The organism is Bartonella tribocorum (genome assembly GCF_002778015.1).
GTDB classification, from domain to species: Bacteria; Pseudomonadota; Alphaproteobacteria; order Rhizobiales; family Rhizobiaceae; genus Bartonella; species Bartonella tribocorum_B.
Genome location: NZ_NJPP01000029.1, coordinates 1 through 23,968 on the forward strand (window position 1 = coordinate 1; position 23,968 = coordinate 23,968).

Annotated in this window: 18 protein-coding genes and 1 pseudogene; 4 read left to right on the forward strand and 15 right to left on the reverse strand. The window is 37.0% G+C overall.

The annotated features are described in order from the left end of the window. Nucleotides 1-874: 874 nt before the first annotated feature. The 12 genes from CEV08_RS07155 to CEV08_RS07210 all read right to left on the reverse strand — a co-directional run bounded on the left by CEV08_RS07155 (nucleotide 875) and on the right by CEV08_RS07210 (nucleotide 15,930). On the reverse strand, nucleotides 875-1,699 hold the full coding sequence (locus tag CEV08_RS07155) for an outer membrane protein (RefSeq protein ID WP_100130984.1): 825 nt from the start codon (nucleotides 1,697-1,699) through the stop codon (nucleotides 875-877). A gap of 729 nt (nucleotides 1,700-2,428) precedes the next feature. Next, nucleotides 2,429-5,353, reverse strand: a complete 2,925-nt coding sequence (locus tag CEV08_RS07160) for a bifunctional [glutamine synthetase] adenylyltransferase/[glutamine synthetase]-adenylyl-L-tyrosine phosphorylase (protein ID WP_100130985.1) — start codon at nucleotides 5,351-5,353, stop codon at nucleotides 2,429-2,431. A 99-nt stretch (nucleotides 5,354-5,452) separates the two neighbouring features. Next, nucleotides 5,453-6,835, reverse strand: a complete 1,383-nt coding sequence (locus tag CEV08_RS07165; RefSeq protein ID WP_100130986.1) for a sensor histidine kinase — start codon at nucleotides 6,833-6,835, stop codon at nucleotides 5,453-5,455. Next, a complete protein-coding gene (locus CEV08_RS07170; protein ID WP_100130987.1) occupies nucleotides 6,832-7,518 on the reverse strand; it encodes a response regulator transcription factor in 687 nt (228 codons plus the stop codon). The genes CEV08_RS07165 and CEV08_RS07170 overlap by 4 nt, the downstream gene beginning before the upstream one ends. Nucleotides 7,519-7,599: 81 nt before the next feature. Beyond that, nucleotides 7,600-9,120, reverse strand: a complete 1,521-nt coding sequence (locus tag CEV08_RS07175) for a Do family serine endopeptidase (RefSeq protein WP_100130988.1) — start codon at nucleotides 9,118-9,120, stop codon at nucleotides 7,600-7,602. Nucleotides 9,121-9,338: 218 nt separating this feature from the next. Next, the gene (locus CEV08_RS07180; protein WP_100130989.1) at nucleotides 9,339-9,764 is read right to left on the reverse strand and encodes a cytochrome c-type biogenesis protein; all 426 of its coding nucleotides are present in this window, start codon (nucleotides 9,762-9,764) and stop codon (nucleotides 9,339-9,341) included. Nucleotide 9,765: 1 nt separating this feature from the next. Then, entirely contained in the window at nucleotides 9,766-11,745 is a 1,980-nt protein-coding gene (locus CEV08_RS07185; protein WP_100130998.1) for a heme lyase CcmF/NrfE family subunit, read from the reverse strand. Nucleotides 11,746-11,752: 7 nt separating this feature from the next. Next, on the reverse strand, nucleotides 11,753-12,232 hold the full coding sequence (gene ccmE, locus CEV08_RS07190) for a cytochrome c maturation protein CcmE (protein WP_100130997.1): 480 nt from the start codon (nucleotides 12,230-12,232) through the stop codon (nucleotides 11,753-11,755). Nucleotides 12,233-12,502: 270 nt separating this feature from the next. Beyond that, nucleotides 12,503-13,297 (reverse strand): tetratricopeptide repeat protein, encoded by a 795-nt coding sequence (locus CEV08_RS07195; protein ID WP_100130999.1) that lies wholly within the window; start codon nucleotides 13,295-13,297, stop codon nucleotides 12,503-12,505. Nucleotides 13,298-13,588: 291 nt separating this feature from the next. Beyond that, nucleotides 13,589-15,007: an ATP-binding protein gene (locus CEV08_RS07200; protein WP_100130990.1), complete on the reverse strand. Its 1,419-nt coding sequence runs from the start codon at nucleotides 15,005-15,007 to the stop codon at nucleotides 13,589-13,591. Further along, complete coding sequence (locus CEV08_RS07205) at nucleotides 15,004-15,672, reverse strand: response regulator transcription factor (protein ID WP_100130991.1); 669 nt, start codon at nucleotides 15,670-15,672, stop codon at nucleotides 15,004-15,006. The genes CEV08_RS07200 and CEV08_RS07205 overlap by 4 nt, the downstream gene beginning before the upstream one ends. A 21-nt stretch (nucleotides 15,673-15,693) precedes the next feature. Beyond that, complete coding sequence (locus tag CEV08_RS07210; RefSeq protein ID WP_100130992.1) at nucleotides 15,694-15,930, reverse strand: hypothetical protein; 237 nt, start codon at nucleotides 15,928-15,930, stop codon at nucleotides 15,694-15,696. A 359-nt stretch (nucleotides 15,931-16,289) separates the two neighbouring features. Between CEV08_RS07210 and CEV08_RS07215 the strand changes: the two genes are divergently transcribed. From CEV08_RS07215 to CEV08_RS07230, 4 genes are all read left to right on the forward strand, one after another. Then, complete coding sequence (locus tag CEV08_RS07215) at nucleotides 16,290-18,434, forward strand: transglycosylase domain-containing protein (RefSeq protein WP_100130993.1); 2,145 nt, start codon at nucleotides 16,290-16,292, stop codon at nucleotides 18,432-18,434. A 17-nt stretch (nucleotides 18,435-18,451) separates the two neighbouring features. Beyond that, a complete protein-coding gene (locus CEV08_RS07220; RefSeq protein ID WP_100130994.1) occupies nucleotides 18,452-19,048 on the forward strand; it encodes a DUF1214 domain-containing protein in 597 nt (198 codons plus the stop codon). Next, entirely contained in the window at nucleotides 19,041-19,580 is a 540-nt protein-coding gene (locus CEV08_RS07225) for a DUF1254 domain-containing protein (protein WP_100130995.1), read from the forward strand. The genes CEV08_RS07220 and CEV08_RS07225 overlap by 8 nt, the downstream gene beginning before the upstream one ends. A gap of 1,004 nt (nucleotides 19,581-20,584) precedes the next feature. Further along, nucleotides 20,585-21,370, forward strand: a complete 786-nt coding sequence (locus CEV08_RS07230) for a DUF1499 domain-containing protein (protein WP_100130996.1) — start codon at nucleotides 20,585-20,587, stop codon at nucleotides 21,368-21,370. A 728-nt stretch (nucleotides 21,371-22,098) separates the two neighbouring features. Here the strand turns inward: CEV08_RS07230 and CEV08_RS07235 are convergent. The 3 genes and pseudogenes from CEV08_RS07235 to CEV08_RS07245 form a co-directional block, all read right to left on the reverse strand. Beyond that, nucleotides 22,099-22,506: pseudogene (locus tag CEV08_RS07235) on the reverse strand (portal protein); the annotation flags it as partial. Nucleotides 22,507-22,745: 239 nt separating this feature from the next. Then, the gene (locus CEV08_RS07240) at nucleotides 22,746-23,702 is read right to left on the reverse strand and encodes a hypothetical protein (protein ID WP_245407067.1); all 957 of its coding nucleotides are present in this window, start codon (nucleotides 23,700-23,702) and stop codon (nucleotides 22,746-22,748) included. Then, nucleotides 23,690-23,968, reverse strand: a 279-nt coding sequence (locus CEV08_RS07245) for a hypothetical protein (RefSeq protein WP_100131000.1), incomplete at its 5' end; no start/stop codon positions are given. The genes CEV08_RS07240 and CEV08_RS07245, both read right to left, overlap by 13 nt.

Sequence of the window (23,968 nt, forward strand, 5' to 3'; positions counted from 1 at the left end):
ATATCCTATACTATTATACTAAATAGTCATTATCGAATATTTAAAAATATTTATAAAAATAATCAATTTTATTTCAATAATAGGTATAGGTAATAATGTTTTTTATGTCCTGATAAATTCATAATTTTTTATCTATTTTTTCTATAAATTACTTTATAATATTCTTTATGGTAGTTATATTTCCCTGTATTATTATCTATAATGAAGCGTAAAATTATCCAATAATAATAAAAAATTATGATATAAATTTTTTGTTATTATTGAGTTATCTTATAGATGTCATTGTATGCGATTTTTTAGTTACTAAATAAAATATTCTACGATAACGTAAAACACGAAAAGTTGATTTTGTGAGAGGTTTTTCAAATACAGAACACTATTGGCTTGCCAATTTATGCGTTTGTTTTAAATGAGCATCTTTACGATCCAACCCCATTTTGCGACAGCATCCATGAATGGTTTAATGATAAAGCCATTGAGCGCCATGTTTTTACGTTTATGAAGAAGAAAATTGCTACCATTATACACTTTATCCCAAATGTTGCGACAGCTCTTAGCACTTGAGACCATTCATAAGAGGCATTTTTATGCTTTCTTTAATGTTTTTATTCTCACGACTCTCTCAGCTTTTGGCATACAAAAAACATGGTTTTGATTGTTTCAACATAGAATAGATCTGAAATGAAAGAATTCTACGATATTTAGAATTCTCATTCCACATAAAATAGTGATGTGTATTTATAAATAAAACTATTGTTCAAATAAAACAGTATCTCTTCTGAGTAAAATAATATTTTTCAACACCTATTTGAAAAATAAAAGCCTCATTTAAAAATGAGGCTTTTGAATTGTTTAATTCTAATTCTACAAAAAATTAAAATTTATAAGCTACACCCACGCGGAAATCGTTTGTCTTGTAGCCCATTTCTAATTTATCATGTATAAGCTTCTTTTTGCCAAAATCTGAATAACGATATTCTGCACGAACAATAACATTATCAGTCATTGCAAAATCAACCCCCCCTCCAAGGGTATAACCAATCATGGTCTTTTTTTCATCATGACGTAAATCAGAAAAATCAATTGCCCTACTTTTGCTATCAGGTACTGTCGCAAAAATATTCTTAAGCTGTGTATAAGCAACTCCTCCGGAAATATAAGGCATCATACGCTCAATTGCAAAACCAATTTTCACCCGCGTAGCACCAGCCCACTTTTGTTTTAAAGTATGATGTATCACTTCAACACGTGTTGTTGAATCTTCTTCACGAGAATCTCTCGTTAGATATGCTCTTCCTGAAGATGGTAATGATTCTCCAGTTTGTTTTTTTTTCGGTAGAGAAATATCCTTCGTATTCTCTTTATTAGACCATATAATATCCGTATCAATACCTATAATAAAACCATTATCGATATCAATATTGGAACCTGCATAAACGCCGCCGATAAAACCAGAAAGTTTAGGTAAAAGTCCTTTTTTAATTGGATTCCATATCTTCGCCTCTTCTTCTAAATAACTTGCAGTTGTTTTACCTGAAAAGCCACCAATCTGCCCTCCAAGATAAAACCCTGTCCAAGAAAAAGAAGGCGTTGTAATAACAGGAACAGGCTGTTCAGGAACAATGATATCTGCTGCCTGTAATACAGAAATTGAAATTAAAGAAAAGATAGATGTTGAGATTAAGTACTTTGTAATCATAATTGCTCCCCTAAAAGCTAATGTGATACGTAAATAATAGTAAATCGTTTCACATTTTTTGCAARAAATCTATAGCAAAAATGACACAATTATAAAAATTAAAATTATTTTTTAATAAATAATATTGTAAAAACTTTTAAATACTTTTTTATTTTTATCTTAAATTATTAATCTTTATTCGCTTTTATATCTTCATATTTCTTATTATTATAAAGCATTATATAAATAGATATAACATCGGTTTTTTGAAAAAATGAGAAAGATAATCAACAAAGATTTTTATCTTATTTACTTAAATATCTTCGTAATATTAGTGTTATAAGAAATGGTATATAGCCATCACCTCTATAAAATTTTATCTCAATCTATGTGATAAAAACACTTTTGCCTATATTTTTTGGGTTGAAGATCTTTCAATGCATAGGTGTATCTGATATCCTGCTGCTTTATAAATGAGCCATATGCTCCTATCATACCCATAAGCTCATGCTCATAAAAAATATCACTCACTAAAAGGTCGTTACTACATGGCTTTTTGTACAAAGAATAATGCGTATAATAAACTCATTTAACAAAAAAATCTTTCATCATACTTGAGAAAGTAATAGAGAACAATTTTCACTCTCTAAAGCTCTCAAGCGTATAATGAAATAAACATTTTTTATTATTCTATTTATGTTTTATTAAAAATGACATTCAATACTTTTATAAATTTATTATAAAATATATTTAATATTTTATAATTTTTGTAAAAACTGAACAGACCAATTTCCCGGTTTCTACAATTAATTGTTCAATACGAAGCAAATCGGGTTCCCCAACACTATTTAACAAAAGATCACTTAATCCGGGTGGCATATCATTGGGATCAAGAGGATCATTTAAGCAAAGCCGTATAATTTGGCTCAAATTTGTATAGAGTCCATAAGAATAATGTAAATCAGCAATACATGACTGATTAAGAAAACTGTTCGGTAAGCGATCTAAAATATCCTCGGTCGTCGCTCCAATTTGAAAATCAATGACATGCGTAATAAGAGAAAATTGAGCGATAAACTCCAAATCCATAATGCCACCAGGCATCGTTTTAAAATCCCATTGATTTTTTGGCGGCTTTTCTTTTGCAATCAAAGAGCGCATTTCACACACTTCTTTTGCAACTTCGTTCTTATTACGAGAAATAGCAATAATTGCACACACTTCATTTTCTAGCTTTTGTAAAAAATCAGAATCTCCTGTAATGCCTCGAGCCCTTGTTAAAGCAAGATATTCCCATATCCATGCTTCTTGACGATAATATTTTTTAAAAAATGGAAAAGAAACAGCAACTGGTCCTTTATTGCCTAAGGGTCGTAACCTTAAATCAACAGCATAAAGAACACCTTGGCTTGTAAGTGTCGATAAAGCAGAAACGAGGCGCTGTGCTAAACGCGTATAATATTGAGCGATGTAAAGAGGCTTTTCTCCATCAGATATTTCTGCATCATCATCATGTTCATAAAGCAAAATGATATCGACATCCGAACCTGCTGTTAATTCACGACTTCCAAGTTTCCCCATTCCCAATATACCAACCCGTCCCCCTTTAATACGGCCATGAAGACGAGAAAACTCCTCCTGAACGGCAGCAAATGTTTTTGCAATCATAAGATCAGCAAGCGCAGTAAAAGCAAAACCTGCTCTTTCTCCTGTAATTGTACCATTCAAAATTCGAATACCAATCAAAAAACGTTGTTCATCTGCAAAAATCCTTAAATGGTCGAGAATTTCCTCATAAGAAAGAACATCTTCAAGAAAATATTCAAGACGTTTTTCTAAATAGGTTTTTGTTGGTAATTCTGAAAGAATATTGGGATCCAACATTCCATCAAAAACATGGGGTTTGCGTGTAATAATTTCCGCAAGACGTGGAGCAGCTCCCATAATAAGGACAAGCATATCTAAAAGAGAGGGATTAGACTGCAAAAGACTAAAAAGCTGAATTCCTGAAGGCAACCCTTGTAAAAAACGATCAAAACACAACATCACTTCATCGGCCCGTTTTGTCGCACCAAAAGCTTTCAAAAGAGCTGGTGTTAATTCTGTTAATCTCTCGCGCGCTTCAGCGGATTGTGTTGCTTTATAACGACCACAATGGAGGGTGCGCATAATACGACAAATATCACTCGCTCTTTCAAAACCTAAACGGCTTAATGTTATTAATGTCTCCGGATCATCTTCTTCTCCTGTAAAAACTAAATTACCAATTTCTAAACCAAGTTCTTGTTCATTCTCAAACAGTGCTGCATAGTGTTTTTCAACAACCTGAAGTGTTTTTAATAAATCACGGATAAAACTGCTGCTGTCATGATAGCCCATTAAATAAGCAACACTCGTAAATTGAGAAATATCATTGGGAAGAAGATGCGTTTGTTCATCCGTAAGCATCTGGATACGATGTTCCACATTTCTTAAAAAAGCATAGCTTTTTATAAGACTATCTCTCGTTTTCTCACTGATCCAACCAAGCATGTGAAGCTCTGCTAACATCGCAACTGTTTGACGCCCACGTAATTGAGGAAAACGTCCACCAGCAATAAGTTGTTGTGTCTGAACAAAAAATTCAATTTCACGAATACCACCACGACCTAACTTTATATTATGGCCATAAGCTGCAATTTGACCGTAACTTTTATACGCATGAATTTGACGTTTAATCGAATGAATATCAGCAATTGCAGCATAATCTAAATATTTTCGCCACACATAGGGAAAAAGCTCTTTAAGAAAGTTAAAGCCCGCTCTTTTATCGCCAGCAACCGGACGTGCTTTAATCATAGCGGCTCGTTCCCAATTTTGTCCACGCCCTTCGTAATAACGCAAGGCAGTCCTTACTGGTAAGGCCAAAGGTGTTGATCCTGGATCTGGACGAAGACGAAAATCAAGACGAAAAACATATCCTTCCGCAGTGCGCTCTTGAATGATACGGATTAATCGGCGCACCATTTTAGAAAATACATCGACACTATCAGAAAGATTACCAATATGAGGGGACGTTTCATCAATGAAAACAATAAGATCAATATCAGAAGAATAATTAAGTTCCCCTGCTCCTAATTTTCCCATCCCTAAAATGATTAAACCACAGTCTTTTTCTGGATTCTCGCGGCTCAGCAAATTGATCTTACCATGATCATGTGCTTCTCTTAATAGAAAACGCAATGCTACACCTAATACAGCTTCACCCAAACGTGTCAACCAAGAACATGAAACTTCGTAAGTAAAAATACCACTCAAATCAGCTAAAGCAATGAGAACATGCGCTTCTCGTTTTTTACGCCTTAAAGCAGCCATCAATGCATTTTCATTTATCGATTCATCCTTATCGATAAGCGTAATATCATCGATAATTTCGCTCAGCCTTGTTTCTATATCAACATGCAATAAAGGACTAAGATATGATGGATTGGCAATTAAAACCTCACGCAAAAAAGGAGATAAAGTCATAACCGCGCGAATAAAATCAATCTGCGTTCCATTCTCTGAAATGATAGAAACAAGCGATTCTAAACCTTCTTTCTTTGCTTGTTCTTCCATGTCTTTTAACCATTGAGAACCACTTTCATTGAGAGAACATAAAGGGAGCAGCTGTGTTTTAAAAAAAGCTTGTTTCATCTCTATCTCCCCTGCAAAGCATTTTGCTTTCCTTATCTATTGCATTATACTTTTAAAATCGTCGTTGCGTATGAAAAGCAAAAAGTGAAGAAAATATCTTTAAGGAAATAACAAAACAGCCCTAAGCCCTGGATTTGCATTTTCAAGTAATAATTCACCCCCGTGCAACTTCATAACTGCTTTTGCTATACTTAAACCAATCCCAAAACCAGGTTGTGTACGGCTTTCTTCAAGACGAACAAACCGTTCTGTTACTTTTTCACGTTTATCCTCTGCTATTCCTGGACCATTATCGCTTACAACAACTAATAAATGTTCATCGCGATATTCCATTGATAAGCAAACCTTCGCTTGTTCTCCATCTTTAGATGCATATTTAATCGCATTATCGATAAGGTTAAAAATTGTTTGCGCAACAAGCTCACGATTCAATTTAAGCTCTTTATCAAATATATCTCCTAACTGAAGTAAAACGCCTGACTGTTCAGCAAAAGGTTCATAAATCTCAACAGCATCTTCAAGGATTAGTTTCATATTCATCATCTCAAGATGCTCAATTGCACTGCTTGCTTCAATGCGTGAAATCATTAAAATCGCATTAAACGTACAAATAAGCTGATCTGATTCAGCAATAACTCTCTCAAGGACCTGACGGTATTCAAGCTTTGTTTTGTTTCCCGAAAGCGCCTCTTCAGCACAATTTCTAAGACGTGTTAACGGTGTTTTCAGATCATGAGCAATATTATCTGATACTTGACGCAAACCAATATTTAACTCTTCAATGCGATCTAACATAACATTAAGATTCGTTGACAACCGATCAAACTCATCTCCTACCCCAGAAACCGGTAAACGCCCACTGAAATCACCATCCATCAAGCGCCGTGATGCTGCCGTGACTTGATCAATTCTTTGTAAAGCTCTCCTGCCAACAAAAAACCATATGAGTAAAGCGCCTCCCACCATTGCTGTAAGTGCAATGACCACAGCTTTACGAATAACCACCGCAAAACGTTCTGGCTCATCCAAATCGCGTCCTATAAGAACCTTCATAGCATTAGGCAAATCAAAAATAACCGCCAAAGCGCGATGTTCACTTGTTTTGCCCGATTCTCCAAAACGTGAATACAAAAAGGAGGTAGAAATCAAACCTCTCTGATTCAAAAGACCTAATTCAATATGTGCTACATTGCCTGCTAAAATACGCCCCATAGGATCCGTAACAAGATAAAGAAATGCCCCTGGCTGTCTTGAACGATAATTTATCGTGCGCATTAATAAAGAGAGCCCTCCATAATTATAAGCATTTTCAATATACTTGAATTCTTCATGTAAAGCCTGTTCTGTTTGCTCTGTTAACAATGAAGCAGAAAACGCCGTCATATAAATAGAAAGACCTGTTGCCACCAATCCAAACAATAAAATGTAAAGTGCTGAAAGCCTTAGCGCTGTTGTGCGCATTATATTAATCAAACGATTCATGATTTATTATCTGGTGCTTTCAGCATATATCCAGCGCCCCGCACAGTATGAAGAAGCGGAATATCAAAACCTTTTTCAATTTTGGCTCTCAAACGAGAGATATGGACATCAATGACATTTGTTTGTGGATCAAAATGATAATCCCAAACATTTTCCAAAAGCATAGTGCGTGTAACAACCTGCCCCGCATAGCGCATTAAATATTCAAGTAAACGGAACTCTCGTGGTTGCAATAGAATGTTTCTATCACCCCGTTTTACCGTATGTGCTAACCGATCAAGCTCAAGATTGCTTACGCAATAAACAGTTTCTGCTTCTTTAGGATTTTTCCGCCGTTGTAAAACTTCAACACGCGCAAGAAGTTCAGAAAAAGCGTAAGGCTTTGTCAAATAATCATCCGCCCCTGCACGCAACCCTGTTACACGATCATTAACTTGCCCTAAAGCCGACAGAATAAGAACCGGTGTCTCATTGCCTTTAGCACGCAATTCAGCAATAATAGAAAGACCATCACGATGCAAAAGCATTCGATCAACAACCATAACATCATAATTTTCCGTGGTTGCTAAAGCATATCCCGTATCCCCATCATAAGCAACATCCACAGAATGCCCTACTTCCAAAAAAGCTTTTTCGAGATAATGCCCCGTCTCATGATCATCTTCGATAACGAGTATCTTCATAAAACGCATCTCCATTATTTTTATAAAATCGCATTGTAGGACAGAAATCTACAAAATCTCTGTCCCACTCATAATAAAGTGCTATTTTTTGAAAATTGGAAGAGCAACAAAACGATTTTCATCATTTGTTCGCACTTGTAAGAGGATAGTTTTTCGCCCTAACTGCTGAGCATCTTCGATTGTACTGATAATATCAGAGACATTTTTAACCGGTTTATTATTCACTGTCACAATGATATCACCTGGGCGGATTCCCTTATCTGCAGCATCTGAATCGATATCGACATCCGTTACGACCACGCCTATACCATCATCAGAAGGAACAACGATCAAACCATAATCTTCCAATGTTTCATCTAACTCATCGCGTCCATTTGAAAATTTTGAACCCTCTTTCTTATCTTCATTTGCAGGCCTTGAAGCAAGTTTGACCTTTATACTCTCCTCCTTACCGGATCTCCAAATCCCTACGGTTACCGTTTCTCCTGGTTTAGTATTTGCAATACGTTTCGCTAAATCAAGCCTATTAGCAATCTTTTCATTATTTATCGAAATAACAACATCACCAGCCTTGATACCAGCCTTTGCTGCTGGTCCTGTGAATGAATCAGCAACCAAAGCACCTTTGGCTTCTTTCAAACCTATCGAATCGGAAATTTCCTTCGTTACGGGCTGAAGCGAAACCCCAAGCCAACCCCGCTCAACTGAACCTTTTTCAATAAGTTCCTGCACAACCTGTTTCACTGTCCCTGCCGGAATAGCAAAAGCGATCCCAACATTGCCTCCTGAACCTGGAGGAGTAAGAATTGCTGTATTAACCGCAACAACCTTGCCATTCAAATCAAAAGTTGGACCTCCAGAATTTCCTTTATTAATAGCAGCGTCAATCTGAATAAAATCATTATAAATGCCCGTGCCAAGATCACGTCCACGTGCCGAAACAATACCTGCTGTCACAGTTCCACCCAAACCAAATGGATTACCAATAGCAACAACCCAATCGCCAACCTTAAGCTTTGAATCATCGCCAAAATCAACATAGGAAAATTTTCTTTTGTCATCTACTTTTAGAACGGCAAGGTCGCTTTTGGGATCTGTCCCAATGAGCTTTGCATCCAATTCTGTACCATCATCAAGAATAACAATATAACCTGTCCCTACAGAAATTACATGATCATTGGTCACAACATAACCATCAGACGAAATAAAAAAGCCCGATCCAAAACCAACTTTATGGAGTCTTTTTGAACGATGGGGAAATTTACTTTTAGGCTTATCAAAATTATAAAACTCTTTAAAAAGCCTTTTTAAAGGATGTTGATCTGGTAATTTATCCATCCCTGGACCACTAAAAAAGTCTTTAAAAGACCAATCTTCTTTTTTCTTTTTAGTGTTCTTTACTTGCACTGCAACAACCGCTGGTTTCACTTGATCAACGATATCTGCAAATCCCTGTTTTTGCACTAACGAAGTAAATATAGAACTCGCATGAGCCTTTGTCGTCCATAAGCTTGATGTACTTCCACTAAAAAACAGCGCACTCTCCAATACAGCGGAAAAACTTACTGCGACAAATGTTTTAAAGAAAGTTTTTTTTAACATTTACTCTATGCTCCTATTCAATCATACTTTCTATCCCAATCTAATCGCTTATAAAATACCAGACCTTACCGTTTTCTGTCTAAATTGTTAAAGTTTTGTAAGATTTTAGTATCCTCTCATATAATTACAATAAGGTTGAATACTCATTGCAGATAAGATAGATTTTCCCTTTTATGGAATATCTTTTTTAAGGCAATGGCACCTTTGACTGTTTTTGCTCAGTTGCATTTGCAGTTAATTATTTTCTCACGCTTATACGGTTTTAACTGGAAAAATATAACACTTGCACCAATGATAATAATAATCAAAGGCGAAAACCATAAAAACCAGGTTGTTTTATTAAATGGTGGTTTTAAGAGAATAACTTCACCATATCGTTCAACAAGAAAGTCAATCACTTGCTGATTGCTATAACCCATTTTTAGTTTTTCTCGAATTAAAAGCCGTAAATCACGTGCCAGAGAAGCATCTGAATCATCAATTGATTGATTTTGACAAACCGGACATCGCAAATGCGATGAAATATCGCGTGCTCGCCTTTCAAGAACCGTATCCTTTAAAATCTCATCCGGCTCTACCGCTATCGCAAATTGAAAAGGAAACGTTGCCATTAAAAAAAATAAAATCCAAAGAATTTTTTTCATCTCAATGTCTTCTCCAAAAAATTAAAGCAAGCAGTACCCTCTTGTACACTCCAGTGCGAAACCAATACCCCAGAAGAGAAAGACATCCTCCCATAGCCATCATGAATGCCCCTAACCAAATGCACATTACATAAGGCTTCCACCATATATGCACAACAAGCCCCCGATGATCGAGATGTCCTGGCACAATATAGAGCTGCGATAAGCCATAATTTTGAAGACCAACTTCCGTTGTCGATGTATTTTGGCTTGAATAAAATCTCTTTGAGGCTGTTACATGACCCACAATATTTTTATTTTCATATATTTTAAAATAAAACTCCATTGCCGAATAATTCGAACCAACACCCTCATGCACGGCATCAAAATGAAGCGTTTTATCCGCTATCGTTACCCACTCTCCTGTATTCATGGTTAAAATACGTTCTTGCCCAAAACTTGCCACACAGACAATACCAAATAATGTAACACCTAATCCCATATGTGCTATTGCTGTACCAAAAACAGACCATGGCAATCCAAAAAATCTCTTAATGCGTCCTGAAAAGGCTCTCTTTCCATGTCCACTTTTTACCCACAAATCCACTAGACTGCCTAAAAAAACAAACGCTGAAAGCCCAACGCCTAAAACTGCAAAAACATCACGCAAAGATACCGCATAAAATAGTATAAAACAGACGACAGCAACCAAGACAAAAACAAACCACAACCGCTCAAAAACTGCGAGAAAATCGCCGCGTTTCCATGCCATCATTGGCCCAAACGGAACAAACAACAACAGCAAAAGCATGAACGGTCCACAGGTAAGGTTAAAAAAAGCAGCCCCTACAGAAATTTTTTGCCCTGTTAACATCTCAATAAAATAAGGATAGAGCGTACCAATCAACACTGTTGCTGTTATTGTTGTTATTAACAAGTTGTTTAAAACAATCAACCCTTCACGCGAAATTGGTTGAAAAAATCTTTCTGTTTTTAAAAGAGGAATGCGCAAAGCAAAAAGAAGAAAAGCCGCCCCCGTAAAGAAAAATAAAAGTGCAAGAATTGCTTGCCCCCGTGCTGGATCAACAGCAAAACTATGAACAGAAACTAAAAGTCCCGAACGAACAAGAAACGTTCCCATAAGAGAAAGAGAAAAAGTGAGTAGTGCTAAAAACACAGTCCAACTTTTTAATATTCCTCGTTTTTCGAGAACACGAGTAGAATGTAAAAGAGCTGTTCCTGAAAGCCAAGGCATAAACGAAACATTTTCAACAGGATCCCAAAACCAATACCCTCCCCATCCTAACTCATAATAAGCCCAATAGGAGCCAACCATAATCCCCAATGTCAAAAAACACCACGAAATCAAAAGCCAAGGACGCATCCAACGCGCCAAAATTCTATCAATATGTCCCATGATCAATGCCGCAATAGCAAAAGAAAAGCAAAGTGAAAAACCAACATACCCTAAATAAAGAAGGGGTGGATGAATGGCTAATGCAATATCTTGTAAAAGAGGATTGAGATCATTTCCCTGTAATGCTGGTGGATTCACACGTAAAAATGGGTTGGATATAAAAAGAATAAATAAAAGAAAAGCGCTTGTAATCCAACTTTGGCAAATTAAAATAAGTGTCTTAAAATCTTCTGGCAAATATTGGCTAAAGAAAGCTATCAATGCACTAAAAAAAGTGAGACTTAAAACCCATAATAACATAGAGCCTTCGTGGTTGCCCCAAACACCCGTGATTTTATAGAGCATTGGTTTTTCTGAATGAGAATTCTCAACAACATTCAAAACAGAAAAATCAGATACAGCATGAGCGTAAATCATCACTAAAAAAGATAAGAGCAATAGTATAAAAGTGGTATATGTGAGAGGGATAGCTGTTTGCATTAACAAACGCTCCCTCCTCCAAAAACCTAAAGCAGGCAAAAAAGCTTCTAATAAGCTTACTGCAAATGCTGCGGCTAAAAAAATATGACCCAGTTCGACAAGCACAATTGAATTATTTCTCCACACTGTAATGCTTTTTCAAGCGATCAGCAGTTTCTTTAGGCATATAAGTTGCATCATGTTTTGCGAGAATACGCGTCCCTATAAAAAAACCCTGTTTATCGAAATGCCCTTCGATAACCACTCCCTGACCTTCACGAAAAAGATCTGGTAAGGCACCATTAAAAACCACTTTTTCATGTTTTGTGTTATCCGTTACAAAAAAAATAACGCCACTCTCTCCTTGATATTGAACAGTTCCCTTTTCAACAAAGCCGCCCAAACGCAAAGGGCGTCCCGTTAAAATATCTTCTGTTGTAATTTCAGAAGGCATTCTAAAAAAACTGACCGCATGGCGCATTGCATACACGATGAGACTTGCTGCAATTGCCATAACCAAACAACATGATAAGATGATCAGTAAGCGCTTTTTTTTTCGCTGCTTTAAAACAACCTTCAACGAAGCAGAATTCTCTAAAGAGTAATTGTTCATCATCTACGAAAAAATTTTAAACATGTTATATAAGCATCCATATTTTTTAAGAGCTTTGCTCTCCTTCTATAGAGGTGCAATTTTTTATCCAATCCCTCACCTTTACCAATAAGCTTATCACCTTTTTTAATTTTTACACCAATTTTTATTTAATCTATAATGACTTGCACCACGCTTTTGGCACTGTTCATTGCTGTTCTTCCATCTTCTCCACACACCTTCTACTTCTAGAGTGATCACCCCTCTTGTCGTTCTAAATAGTTTTTTTCTTTATTTCATCATCTCAATGGGCGACGATGGCTTTGCTTTTTCTGCTCCCTTTATGGTCTGTTCACGTGATGAGCCCAGTAACTGAATCATCATTTTTTCAACCCGTGATCGTCCTGCAAAATTTTCAGGCATTGTATCAAGAAAGCTTTGTAAAAACTGTACTGCCTGTGCCGTTTTTCCAGCTTGATGAAATGCATCGGCCAACAATAAGCGCGGATAAAAATCTGTTGGCGCTAAATCTGCTGCTTTTTGAAAAGCTTTTTGTGCTTCTTGCGTTATCATTCCCCCTTCATAACCAATCAATGCTAAACCGTATCCTACAAGCCTTGGAGCTGTTTCTCCATTCAAACGAAGGGCATCTAAATAAGTATTTACAGCTTCTTGAAAATAGCCTTCTTCGAGATACCCTACCGCTAACGCATCTGCTAACTTGCCATCATGAGGGGAGCGGGAAAAAAGCACTTGTAGACGAACAAGCTTTTCTTGCTGACTTAAAATTTTAGGATCTTTATCCATTAATTCGCTAAAAAAATAACTTTTCACTTCTGGGCTGCCTGTCAGGCCATAAATACTCCATGTCATCAGAAGAACAAAAAAAACACTTAAAGCTTTAAGAATATTTCTTTTTTTATAAGGCCTATAAAGCTTATCATCAACCATATGCCTATGACTTTTATAGCTATTCATGGTCTGAACTTGCCACTTTTTCTCTCCCCCATCGTCAAAACGGAGTGAAAGAAAAAGAATTATTGCCAGAAAAGTGAGAAAAAATGCTGCAAAAATGAGTAAAAGCATATCATTTTTTTCCAATACGAACAGAGGATAACGCGCTTACCTTTTATCCTCTTCATGATGAAGAGTGATGTGAAATGATTTCATCTTTTTATGGAGAACAGCATAAAATCTATTATTCCTTTCTCTCATAGAGATCCCTTATATCAAAAAAATAAAAACAAGGTTTTCTTTTCATATTTCGATTATAAATACGGATCTCTGAAATGCCTAATACTCTTTAGGTATTTTAGGTATTGCCTAAAGATTTTTTATAAGCTTTCATAGACATATCCTCCTTAAAAGGAAAATATGCTATTTTCCCATTTTGGGTAATAAGACTTTTGTACACAACCCACCCAAGACAGAACGCGATAAAGAGAGGTTGCCACCATATTCATTAACCATATCTGAAACAATGGCTAACCCTAAACCTGTCCCCGGTTTACTTTCATCAAACCGCCGCCCTCTTTTTAATGCTTCATCAATTTTATCTTCTGTTAAACCAGGGCCATCATCTTCGAAAAGAATACTAAAATATTTTTCTTCTTCAACGTTTTCTTCTAAACAACAAGAGATCAATACCTTTGCGCGAGACCATTGAGTCGCATTTTCAATTAAATTCCCTATAATTTCTTCTAAATCTTCCCTCTCTCCAGAAAAAACAATATCATCAACATCCATAATAAATTGAATTTGTTTTTCAGGATTAAGCTTTTTCATAACCCGCACCAAACGATCAACAACACTGCGAACAGATGTATGATAGACAATACTATCGCATTGTGCTGCAATCCGTGCCCGCTGAAGATAATGATTGATTTGAGCTTGCATGATTTGTGTTTGCTCTCTTAACAAACAAGCCTTTTCTCCGCGCATCTTATCTGTCTCATTCATAATCACAGACAGAGGTGTCTTCAATGAATGCGCGAGATTACCAACCTGTGTGCGAAATCGCTCAATAATACGCTGATTATTTTTAATGAGAGCATTCATCTCTTGTGCAAGCGGCATCACTTCGCTGACTAAATCTGTATTCACATAATGAACTCTCCCCTCGCGAATATCATTCAATACGCGTCGAATAAGCTTTAACGGTTGAAAACTAAAAAAAATAATAGCAATATTAATAAGAACGCTCCCGATACCAAAACTCCAAAGAAAAATTTGTAAAGTTTTCTTAAATTCCTCTACTTGGGCATGCGCTTCATCAATATTCCCAAAAAGCCGAAAACGTGCAATATGATTTTTATTATCAAGAACAACATCACTCTCAATCACTTGCAGCTTTTGACCATCTTTTCCCTTTATCCGATAAGAGCGAAAGAATTTATTGTCAAAAGGTATATCGACATCGCTGGGTGTAAATATTTCTTCTGTCCCTAATGAGGGAGAGGTCAATCTTCCTTTTAAATTATGGGATATGGCAATAACTTCCCAATACCATCCCGTTGTTGGATCAGCATAGCGAATATCATCAATCCCTGCCCCACCTCTCAACGTGCCGTCCGGGGCTACCGTCACTGTTGCAATCAAACTGTAGAGTTGAGCAGAAAGGATCCGTTCTAAGCTCTCTTCAGTTGAACGCTTATAAAATAAAATACTCACTGCAGAAATCGATAAAAGGGAAATAACAACCCATAGTGTTGATAAGATCATAACACGTAAACTGAGAGATCGCGTAATGACAAAAAAGAACCTCTTAAACCAATTATCTTCTTTGAAAACATTCATCCATCACCTAGCGTTCTCATGCGATACCCCATTCCTCGAATAGTCTCGATCAAATCCACGCCAAGCTTTTTCCGTAATCGACCAACAAAGACTTCCACCGTATTTGAATCCTTATCAAAATCCTGATCATAAAGATGCTCGGTAAGCTCCGTTCTTGAAACGACCCTATCGCAATGATGCATAAGATATGAGAGAAGTCTAAATTCATAAGACGTTAGTTTAATCAATTGGCCCTCTACAAAAACACGAGACGTCTTCGTATCCAACAAAACATTTCCACAACATAATGCACTTGTCGCATGTCCTGTAGTACGACGAATTAATGCCCGCAAGCGTGCCATCACTTCTTCCAAATGAAATGGCTTCACAACATAATCGTCAGCTCCTGCATCAATACCAAGAACTTTATCAGACCAACGATCTCGTGCCGTTAGCATTAAAACAGGCATCGTGCGCCCTTCTTGACGCCATTTTTCAACAACACGAATACCATCAATATACGGTAAACCGATATCAAGTATCACCGCGTCATAAGACTCCGTGCTTCCTAAAAAATAAGCCTCTTCACCATCGAAAGCACTATCGGAAACATACCCTGCCTGTCTTACAGCTTCTGCTAATTGATGGTGAAGATTCCGATCATCTTCAACGATTAAAATACGCATCACAATACCATCTGCCAAAAACTAATCAGCAGGAACAGAAAACTCAACACGGCGCAATTTTTCACCATTACGGGCTGGTACAACAACCACAATTTCACACATACCCTTCCCATCGTGAACAACAAGTTTTGAACGGACGAGAACTCCTTTCTCTTGAGTTGCAACCGTCTTACCCACCTCAGCACAACCAGCAGCCAGAACAGAATCTGCCCCTAAAAAATTTGCTAACATTAAGAATAAGAAAACTTTTTTCATCATAGATATCTCAATAACCTACTCTCTTCCTTTTGAAGGATAAAAGAAATAATGGTTTTTTTGGGGTCGATTTAAAAAGCACAAATGGAAAATGATCTATCCTCTCTCTTATAGAATAACACGTTAATGTTACTCCAAATTTTTAAAAATTCAAAATAAAATATTTTTAATAACAAGAAGAAAATTTATTGAATAAAATAATAAAATCTTAATACACCTCCTTAACGAGAAGTGAATAATTCTAATATAAATTCTTTCTTTGTTAGCACTATAGCAAAAGAATATTTCTACTCCATATAATTATTTTAGGTCATTATTTTCGATTTGTTTGATTGTATTGCTTTTCCATAGGCTCTCTTTAAATGTTTGATTTTTTTAAAAAAAAGAAAGAAAAACACCATAAACCATTTTATAGCCCTACCCTCATCGAATTAGATGCACGATTAGATACAGCGCTTTATCGCATTCGTTCTGCTAACAGTTTTTTCTGGAAAAAGGCAAAAATCATCTCACAAAATTTTCATCTTCAAGGATGGAAACGCTTTATTGTTGAAGTTCTCGATGAAATACTAACATTAGGGTTGATCGGCTTTACTCTTTTTACCATTTTAGGCATTTCTGTTTTTGAACTGACCAAAACAGACTGGTCTTCTCCAAAAAATTTTTCCATTCTTTTTCTAGATCGTTATGGAAATCCTATTGGGCACCGTGGTGCACTGCCGGCGATCTCTGTCCCTGTTGAAGAAATGCCCGACACTGTTATTAAAGCGGTTCTCGCGACAGAAGACCGTCGTTTTTTTGATCATTGGGGCATTGATTTTCAGGGACTTACACGAGCAATTTCACAAAATATGCAAGCTAAAGGTGTGGTGCAAGGTGGTTCAACTCTCACACAACAATTGGCTAAAAATTTATTCTTAACAAACGAGAGAACCATAACACGTAAAATCAAGGAAGCTTATCTTGCTCTTTGGTTAGAAGCCAATTTTAGCAAAAAACAGATTTTGCAACTTTATCTTGACCGAGTCTATATGGGAGGAAATAATTTTGGTATTGCAGCAGCTGCCAAATTTTATTTTGGGAAAAATATACGTCATGTCTCTTTAAGTGAATCGGCTATGCTCGCAGGACTCTTTAAAGCTCCAACAAAATATGCTCCTCATCGTCATCTCTTTGCTGCTCAAACCCGTGCCAATGTCGTCCTTTCTAATCTTGTTAACAGCGGCTTTATGACAAAAAGCCAGATTATCAACGCACATCGCCATCCTGCTAGAGCCCTTCCCCAAGTAGAAAATAATCAGCCTGATTATTTTCTTGATTGGGCTTTCGAAGAAGTCAAAAAAATGCGTGATCAACTTCCAAGCCATAGTTTAATTGTTCAAACAACGCTTGATCCAAAACTTCAAAAATTAGCAGAGGAATCAATTGAATATCATTTATATCAATATGGTCAACAATATCGCGTAACACAAGCAGCCGCTGTTATACTTGACAATAACGGCGCTGTATGTGCCATTGTTGGAGGACTGGACTATAAAAAAAGCCAATTTAATAGAGCAACCCAAGGTGGACGACAAGTTGGTTCTTCATTCAAGCCTTATGTTTACGCAACCGCCCTAGAACACGGTCTATCACCCTCAACAATCGTTTTAGATGCCCCCATCAATTGGGGGGGGTGGACACCAAAAAACAATTCTGGTCGTTATCTTGGAAAAATTGATTTAGCAACGGCTTTAGCCTTTTCTATTAATACAGTCCCTGTTTATCTCACCTATCAATATCTTCACCGCGATACAAAACCCATCATAGATCTCATCAAGAATATGGGGATTAACGCGCATATTTTATCACACAAAACGATGGTCCTTGGGACTTCCAACATGACCCCCATGGATCAAGCAACTGGCTTTAATGTCTTTGCGAATGGCGGGATAGCGGGTAATCGTCATGGTTTCACACAAATAAGAACAATCGATGGTCATGTGGTATGGGATTTTGAACGTAACGGTAATAAGCTGCATCGAGTACTCAGTGAACAATCAGCTGCTTATATAAACCAAATGATGGTGGGTGTTACAACACGAGGATCCGGTAAGCGTGCTGCTCTGCCCATGACTCTTGTTGCTGGAAAAACTGGAACATCACAATCCTATCGCGATGCTTGGTTTGTTGGCTTTACAGGAAATTATACCGGAGCAGTATGGATGGGAAATGATAATTTTTCACCAATGAATCGTGCTTTTGGGGGTGGAGTTCCTGCCATGATATGGCATCGTATCATGCTCGCTGCACATCAAAATATCATGCTCAAACAGCTCTATGGTGTTAAAAATTCTCTCCTTCCTTATCAGCCCCCAACACCTTCCTCTCATACAGATTCTGAATTTTTTACTCCAATACCCTCTACGCTTTCTCCTGAAACATTGAATATCCTACGATTGATTAACAAAGATCTAAAGAAATACTCTGCAATCTCTTTGAAAAAAACTGGAGACTCAATATTTTGACTTCAAGATATTCACTGATGTGTTTTAATATCACCATTTTCTTTTTTATTTTCGCTTTTTCCATTTTATGTGGAATACTGAGTGTTGATTATGTGCTCAATTCCTTTCCTCATTTTGGGCGTTTTACAATTGGAAAATGGAGTGCTTACCCACAAGTGGGAACCGCCAATATGGACCCTTACACCCGCGCCCGCACAGCCAAACGAGGCATTGTTTCGCTCGGACGCACTGAAGGTATTAGATTCCAAATTTGGCAAGATAACCAAGGGCGTCCACTCCACCCTCTCTGTCATTATTTTCTCAAAGGCACCATCCCTGAAACCCGTCTTTTTACCCTTTATACAGCTGATAAATCCCTTAAACCCTATACTTCATCGGAAGATATACCTTTTGAACTCCACACGAACGCTATTACTTATGAACATGATGGCTCCTTGCGCATCAATATTTCATCCACACCGCAAGCCGGAAATTGGCTTGCAACAGTGAGCCAAAAAGATTTCGGGCTTATTCTCACCCTATACGATACCTCAATCATCTCAGCAACGGCATTACAAAAGCTTACAATGCCCTCTATAGAACAAATCCCATCAGGACAAATAAATTGTGACTAGATTTATTCATACCGCACTTCTTGCAATCATTGGCGCTATTATTGTTCATATTTGCGTTCTCTTTATGATCCCCACTTGGGCACAAAATAATATATGGACAAGCCTTAAAAAATCTGGAGCCCCTTATCAATTTGTTGATTTACCTCCCGATAATCCTATTCAACAATCTGCTGATCCACTCTTTCTTCTTAAAGTCTGCAGATTTAATCTTGAAAATGGACCTGTTCATTTAAAAGCTTTAAAAACACGACAATTTTGGTCACTGGCAGCCTATACACACAACGGAATTATTTTTTATAGCCTTAATGACCGAACAGCCCCTGATGCTACACTCGATCTTATCATTGGAAAACCAATACAAATCATAGAACTCAAAAAGTCAAAACCTCAAAAAAATGCCAATTCAGTTTTGGTTGCTAAAAATTTGAATGAAGGTTTTGTCATTTTACGCATTTTTTTCCCTTCTTCCCTTGCAAAAAAAGAAAGTGAAGCTTTTCTTTCATCTGCTACCTGCCGCATATTTTATAAATAAAAATATTCTCACTTCTCATTTGTACAACGACCTATTTCTTAATAAAAACGAAACAAAATCTATCAAAACGGTTATCTTTTTCCTCTATTGATCAAATATTCGAATTCCGGTTTGTCTGATTTTAGATTCTCAAATTTTTTATTGAGATAGAAAAGTATTTTTAATCCTCTCACATAATCTTCTATTAAAATACAAACCACATGTATAAAGAAAAAATCAGCCCATTGATTATCAATATGATGTAGAGTGTCTGTTTTATATACTCATATTTGTATAATACTTTGATTTATAATAATTTATTTCTTTCACTATTGAATAAGTGCTCCGAATATCGTAGGATTCTCTCATTCCCAAATTATCCCATATTGAATCAATCAAAACCATGTCTTTTGCACTTCAAAAGCGAGATTGGCGTGTAAATAAAAACTGTACGAGAAAGAACTAAAAATACCTCTTATAAACGGTCTGCTCAAAAGCTATCGCAACATTGGAGCGAACAAATAGAATGATAATGCTGGTTTTCTTCTTCATAAACGTAAAAGTGGGGATGTTCAATCGCTTTATCGTTATTACCCTTCATAGGCACTGTCGCACAATGAGTGTGACAAGCGTTGAGAGATGTCTCTTAAAAACAAGTGCCGTGAATTTGTACCCTAATAGTGTTCCATTATTCGATAGACTTATCCGACAGAAAAAACTCCCCACAACGAGAAGAGAAAAAGGAAAGCTATATGCTGATAAAAACGGAAAAACTTGTTCGTTGATCTTATTTTTACGTATTTACGAACATTCTTATAAAGTTCGATCAATGACATCATAAAGTGCTGAAGAAATTTATTACCTTCAATGAAGCGCTAAAATAATCGCTGAAAATTGATGAGACATCACGCATCCTTGACCTCAAAAATAAGTGCTTTACTTTTATCTTATAAGCAAAAGCTTTTTGTAAGATAGGTAATCTGAAAAAACTTTGCTTATAATTTACAGTTGAGGGGAAAAACTTCATGAAGAAGAAATATGTTCGATTAATTTCAAGAGCAGCGGTATGGTCCCCTCGCTTTGGGGGATTAGCGTTTTTTATTTTATTATTTTCGATCATTTTACAACGTTTTTCCGTACTTAACGTAAGCGACTTTATAATTTTGATAGGAATCTCTACTTGCTGTGTGATTATTTCTCTTTTTCTCGCGATTAAAGCACTTCATAGTTTATGGGTCTATGGAGCCCTAGGGGGAATGAAAGCTTTAAAGGGGATCGTTTATTCATTAATAACTGCAACACCATTGATGCTCTTTTTTGGACTTTGGTTTACCTTACCTGCTCTTTATGATGTTTCTACCGATACACAAAGGCCACCGGCTTTTTTTCGCACAATACGTCCCAATGATGCTTTGCCACTTAAAAGTACCTTAACTGAACAAACAACATTACAGAGCTCACAATGGCCAGAAATGTCGGGGCGCCGTTATGATGGCTCACCTAACCGTATTCGCGAATCCGTTCTCAATGTTTTAGAAGCCTATGATTGGCCTATTGTAGCACAACGAGAATTCAAAGGCGACGAAAATGAGATTTATATTGAAACAAGAGCTAAAACTTTTTATCTTGGTTTTATTTCAGACATTGTCATTCGTTTAACCGATGAAGGTAATACAACCTTTGTTGATATGCGTTCTGCTTCTCGTTATTTGCCAAGAGATTTGGGGACTAATGCTGCCTTTATTATCGATTTTATGGATGCCCTTGATACGGAAATTGCTTCCCTTCCTTTCTCACAAGACGATGAATAATAATCAAGAGAGAGAATTCTCTTTATTTCATAAAAATTGATTATTTTTCAATAAATTATGATATATAAGAAAATAATCACTTTTCAAAAACTATAAACTAAGAATTCTTATACAAAAGATAATATTCTCAAACCGAACCATTCTTGAAATAATTAAAAAGATTAAAAAATAGGAAATAAAAAACATAATATTGATTTTTTATACTCCAGTTCTTTCCTTTAAATCTATTGTAAAAAATATGCAAAGTCCAAATCTAATTGCTGTTACCAAGGAGCCAGTAAAAGCATTCATAACAAAAAAATCCAAAATAAAATATTTATTATCATGCACAAAAATATCCCTGAAATCGATCAGCCATAGCTTTAAAGTATGTTTACAATATCACTGACCTCAGAAATATTTTACTAGCTATTTTCTAATAAATTAGAAACAGCATACCTTTAATTTACCTATGAATACATTCATCTACCTTATGTGCACCAGACCAAAGTCCGCCTGCTGCTGCGCCCTTTAACCCTTCTTCGACAAATTCTCCTACCCTCACCTAATGGACCACCAACTAAAAAACCAGCACCGGCACCAACTAGTCCTCCAATAACTCCTCCTGCCAATGCACCGGTACCTGTATCATGAGCATAACCACCCACATCACAATTGTCAGAGTGAAACCAACTTGATGAATGTGAACCACTGTGTGAGCTTGAACTACCCATTTTAATCCTCCTTGTATTATTTAAATTCCGAAAGATAATCTTTCCCTGTCGACATCGATATAGCTTAAGATTATCAAATAAACCTGCAAGCAAATTAAGCGTTGATTGCCGGCGTGTATTTTCCAACACATTCGCTTGATTAACCTCTCTTGTGCCTATAAACTCTGCCGACAATCCTGTGACATGTGTTATCGCTTCACGCGATTCATTAAACAACTGAAAGAAGCCATTAGGGAATTGTGCACTTGGCTTTGGTTGGATTTTTCCTCCTGTAAGCGCCCCGTTTTTAACCCACGTAATCGTATCGGTTCGTGTCCAATTTTCTAATGCTTGGCGCTCATCATCAAAAGCTTCTTGTTCTGCCATCAAACCACCTTTGGCTTGACTGTTTAGAATATACATGACTTGTTCAAGATATTGATTTAATAATGATAATCTAGCGTTATTCATATTGCATGAGAGTCCCGAATAACGTAAGATTCTCTCATTTCAAAGCTGTTTATATTGAATCAATCAAAACTACTCATTTGCACATAACAAGTGGGATGAGTGTGTGGATAAAATTTGTATAAGAAAGGAATAAAAATGGCTCTTATGAACCGTCTTAAGTGCCAAGAACTATCGTAATATTGGGGGCTAGCAAATAGTGTGATGGTGCCGGCTTATTCCCAGTCTTCAGCTTGGGGGAAGTATGTAAAATAAAGGGGATCGTGATCATTATCATCATCAGCCATTTGGACGGCATTACGCGCTGCATCATCAGGGGAATTTAAAATGCCATTATAGAACATACGCCTGTTGCCATCAGAGCCTTTTTGTAAATATTCCTCTTCCTCTGGTTTTAAAAAATGATACAAAACAATATTTTTTCCATCATTGCCTTTTATAGGTTTTCCATTTTCATTGGTTAAATAGAGGGTATTGCCATTTTCATCATGCGCAACCTCACCCACTGGGTGGGCAACATAATATGCCATTTTACGCACTTTATCCCAATAACCCAATCCTTCATCAGATAAATCATTGATCATGTCTAGGCGATTATGCACTGCTCCCTCAAGCGATGTGGCGTCTATTGGTGCGACAGCTTGGTGGGCTGCTGCGGTGTTGCGGTTGAGAGAGCCAATGATTTCTCCAGCATCTTGCCCCATCGCCCTCTGGTTGCTTTCACCGGTTAAGATGATGGCGCCATCGCTGATAGCCGATTTGGTTTCACCTTCTGCTCCATCCTTGGCTTTACCATGATTTAAAACATTCTTGGCAATGTTTTTTATCGTGTCATTTCCAGAAAGGCTAAAACCATGGCTGCTGGCTGTCGCATGCGCACTGTTGGCAATATCACTCGTCGTAATGGTTCCTGTGGTCAATTTATTTTTGTCTGCTGATGCGCTGCTGTCAATAAGGCCTCCGGTCATGGTTGTTGCACCCGCCACTGTAATATCAAAGCCACCATCACCCGCTTTGATGCCGGATTGCTCCACAACACTGTGATAATTGCTAGAGGATTTATCTTTTTGGAAAGAGGCGCTCATTGAACCTCCACCACCCGTTGCTCCAGCACCAAAGCCAACATTAACCAAAGCGCTTTGCGAATGGTGTTGTATTGTTAAGGTTGGCATTCATCTGCGTTTTTATACTTTTTACAAAAAGGGCTGTTTAAGCGCTTCTTGACACTTCTCTGTGGGATGACAGCGCCAGGTTGGCAAATAGGAAGGTCTCTACCGGTAAAAGGAGAACACCAGTTAGCTCTCCCTTTATCACGAAATCCTGCTTGGATCATACAAGCATCAATGGTTGCATTCTCATTGTTGCTTAGCTTTTGAACTTCATTCTCAAGATAATTAAGATGCGGCATGCCACATTCTAATAATGCTTTTCCTACTTC

Bases quoted from the DNA above. Each gene is read 5' to 3' on its own strand.
- CEV08_RS07155 (WP_100130984.1), bottom strand. From the start codon at position 1,699: ATGATTACAAAGTACTTAATCTCAACATCTATCTTTTCTTTAATTTCA.
- CEV08_RS07160 (WP_100130985.1), bottom strand. From the start codon at position 5,353: ATGAAACAAGCTTTTTTTAAAACACAGCTGCTCCCTTTATGTTCTCTC.
- CEV08_RS07165 (WP_100130986.1), bottom strand. From the start codon at position 6,835: ATGAATCGTTTGATTAATATAATGCGCACAACAGCGCTAAGGCTTTCA.
- CEV08_RS07170 (WP_100130987.1), bottom strand. From the start codon at position 7,518: ATGAAGATACTCGTTATCGAAGATGATCATGAGACGGGGCATTATCTC.
- CEV08_RS07175 (WP_100130988.1), bottom strand. From the start codon at position 9,120: ATGTTAAAAAAAACTTTCTTTAAAACATTTGTCGCAGTAAGTTTTTCC.
- CEV08_RS07180 (WP_100130989.1), bottom strand. From the start codon at position 9,764: ATGAAAAAAATTCTTTGGATTTTATTTTTTTTAATGGCAACGTTTCCT.
- ccmE (WP_100130997.1), bottom strand. From the start codon at position 12,232: ATGAACAATTACTCTTTAGAGAATTCTGCTTCGTTGAAGGTTGTTTTA.
- CEV08_RS07195 (WP_100130999.1), bottom strand. From the start codon at position 13,297: ATGCTTTTACTCATTTTTGCAGCATTTTTTCTCACTTTTCTGGCAATA.
- CEV08_RS07200 (WP_100130990.1), bottom strand. From the start codon at position 15,007: ATGAATGTTTTCAAAGAAGATAATTGGTTTAAGAGGTTCTTTTTTGTC.
- CEV08_RS07205 (WP_100130991.1), bottom strand. From the start codon at position 15,672: ATGCGTATTTTAATCGTTGAAGATGATCGGAATCTTCACCATCAATTA.
- CEV08_RS07210 (WP_100130992.1), bottom strand. From the start codon at position 15,930: ATGATGAAAAAAGTTTTCTTATTCTTAATGTTAGCAAATTTTTTAGGG.
- CEV08_RS07215 (WP_100130993.1), top strand. From the start codon at position 16,290: ATGTTTGATTTTTTTAAAAAAAAGAAAGAAAAACACCATAAACCATTT.
- CEV08_RS07220 (WP_100130994.1), top strand. From the start codon at position 18,452: ATGTGTTTTAATATCACCATTTTCTTTTTTATTTTCGCTTTTTCCATT.
- CEV08_RS07230 (WP_100130996.1), top strand. From the start codon at position 20,585: ATGAAGAAGAAATATGTTCGATTAATTTCAAGAGCAGCGGTATGGTCC.
- CEV08_RS07240 (WP_245407067.1), bottom strand. From the start codon at position 23,702: ATGCCAACCTTAACAATACAACACCATTCGCAAAGCGCTTTGGTTAAT.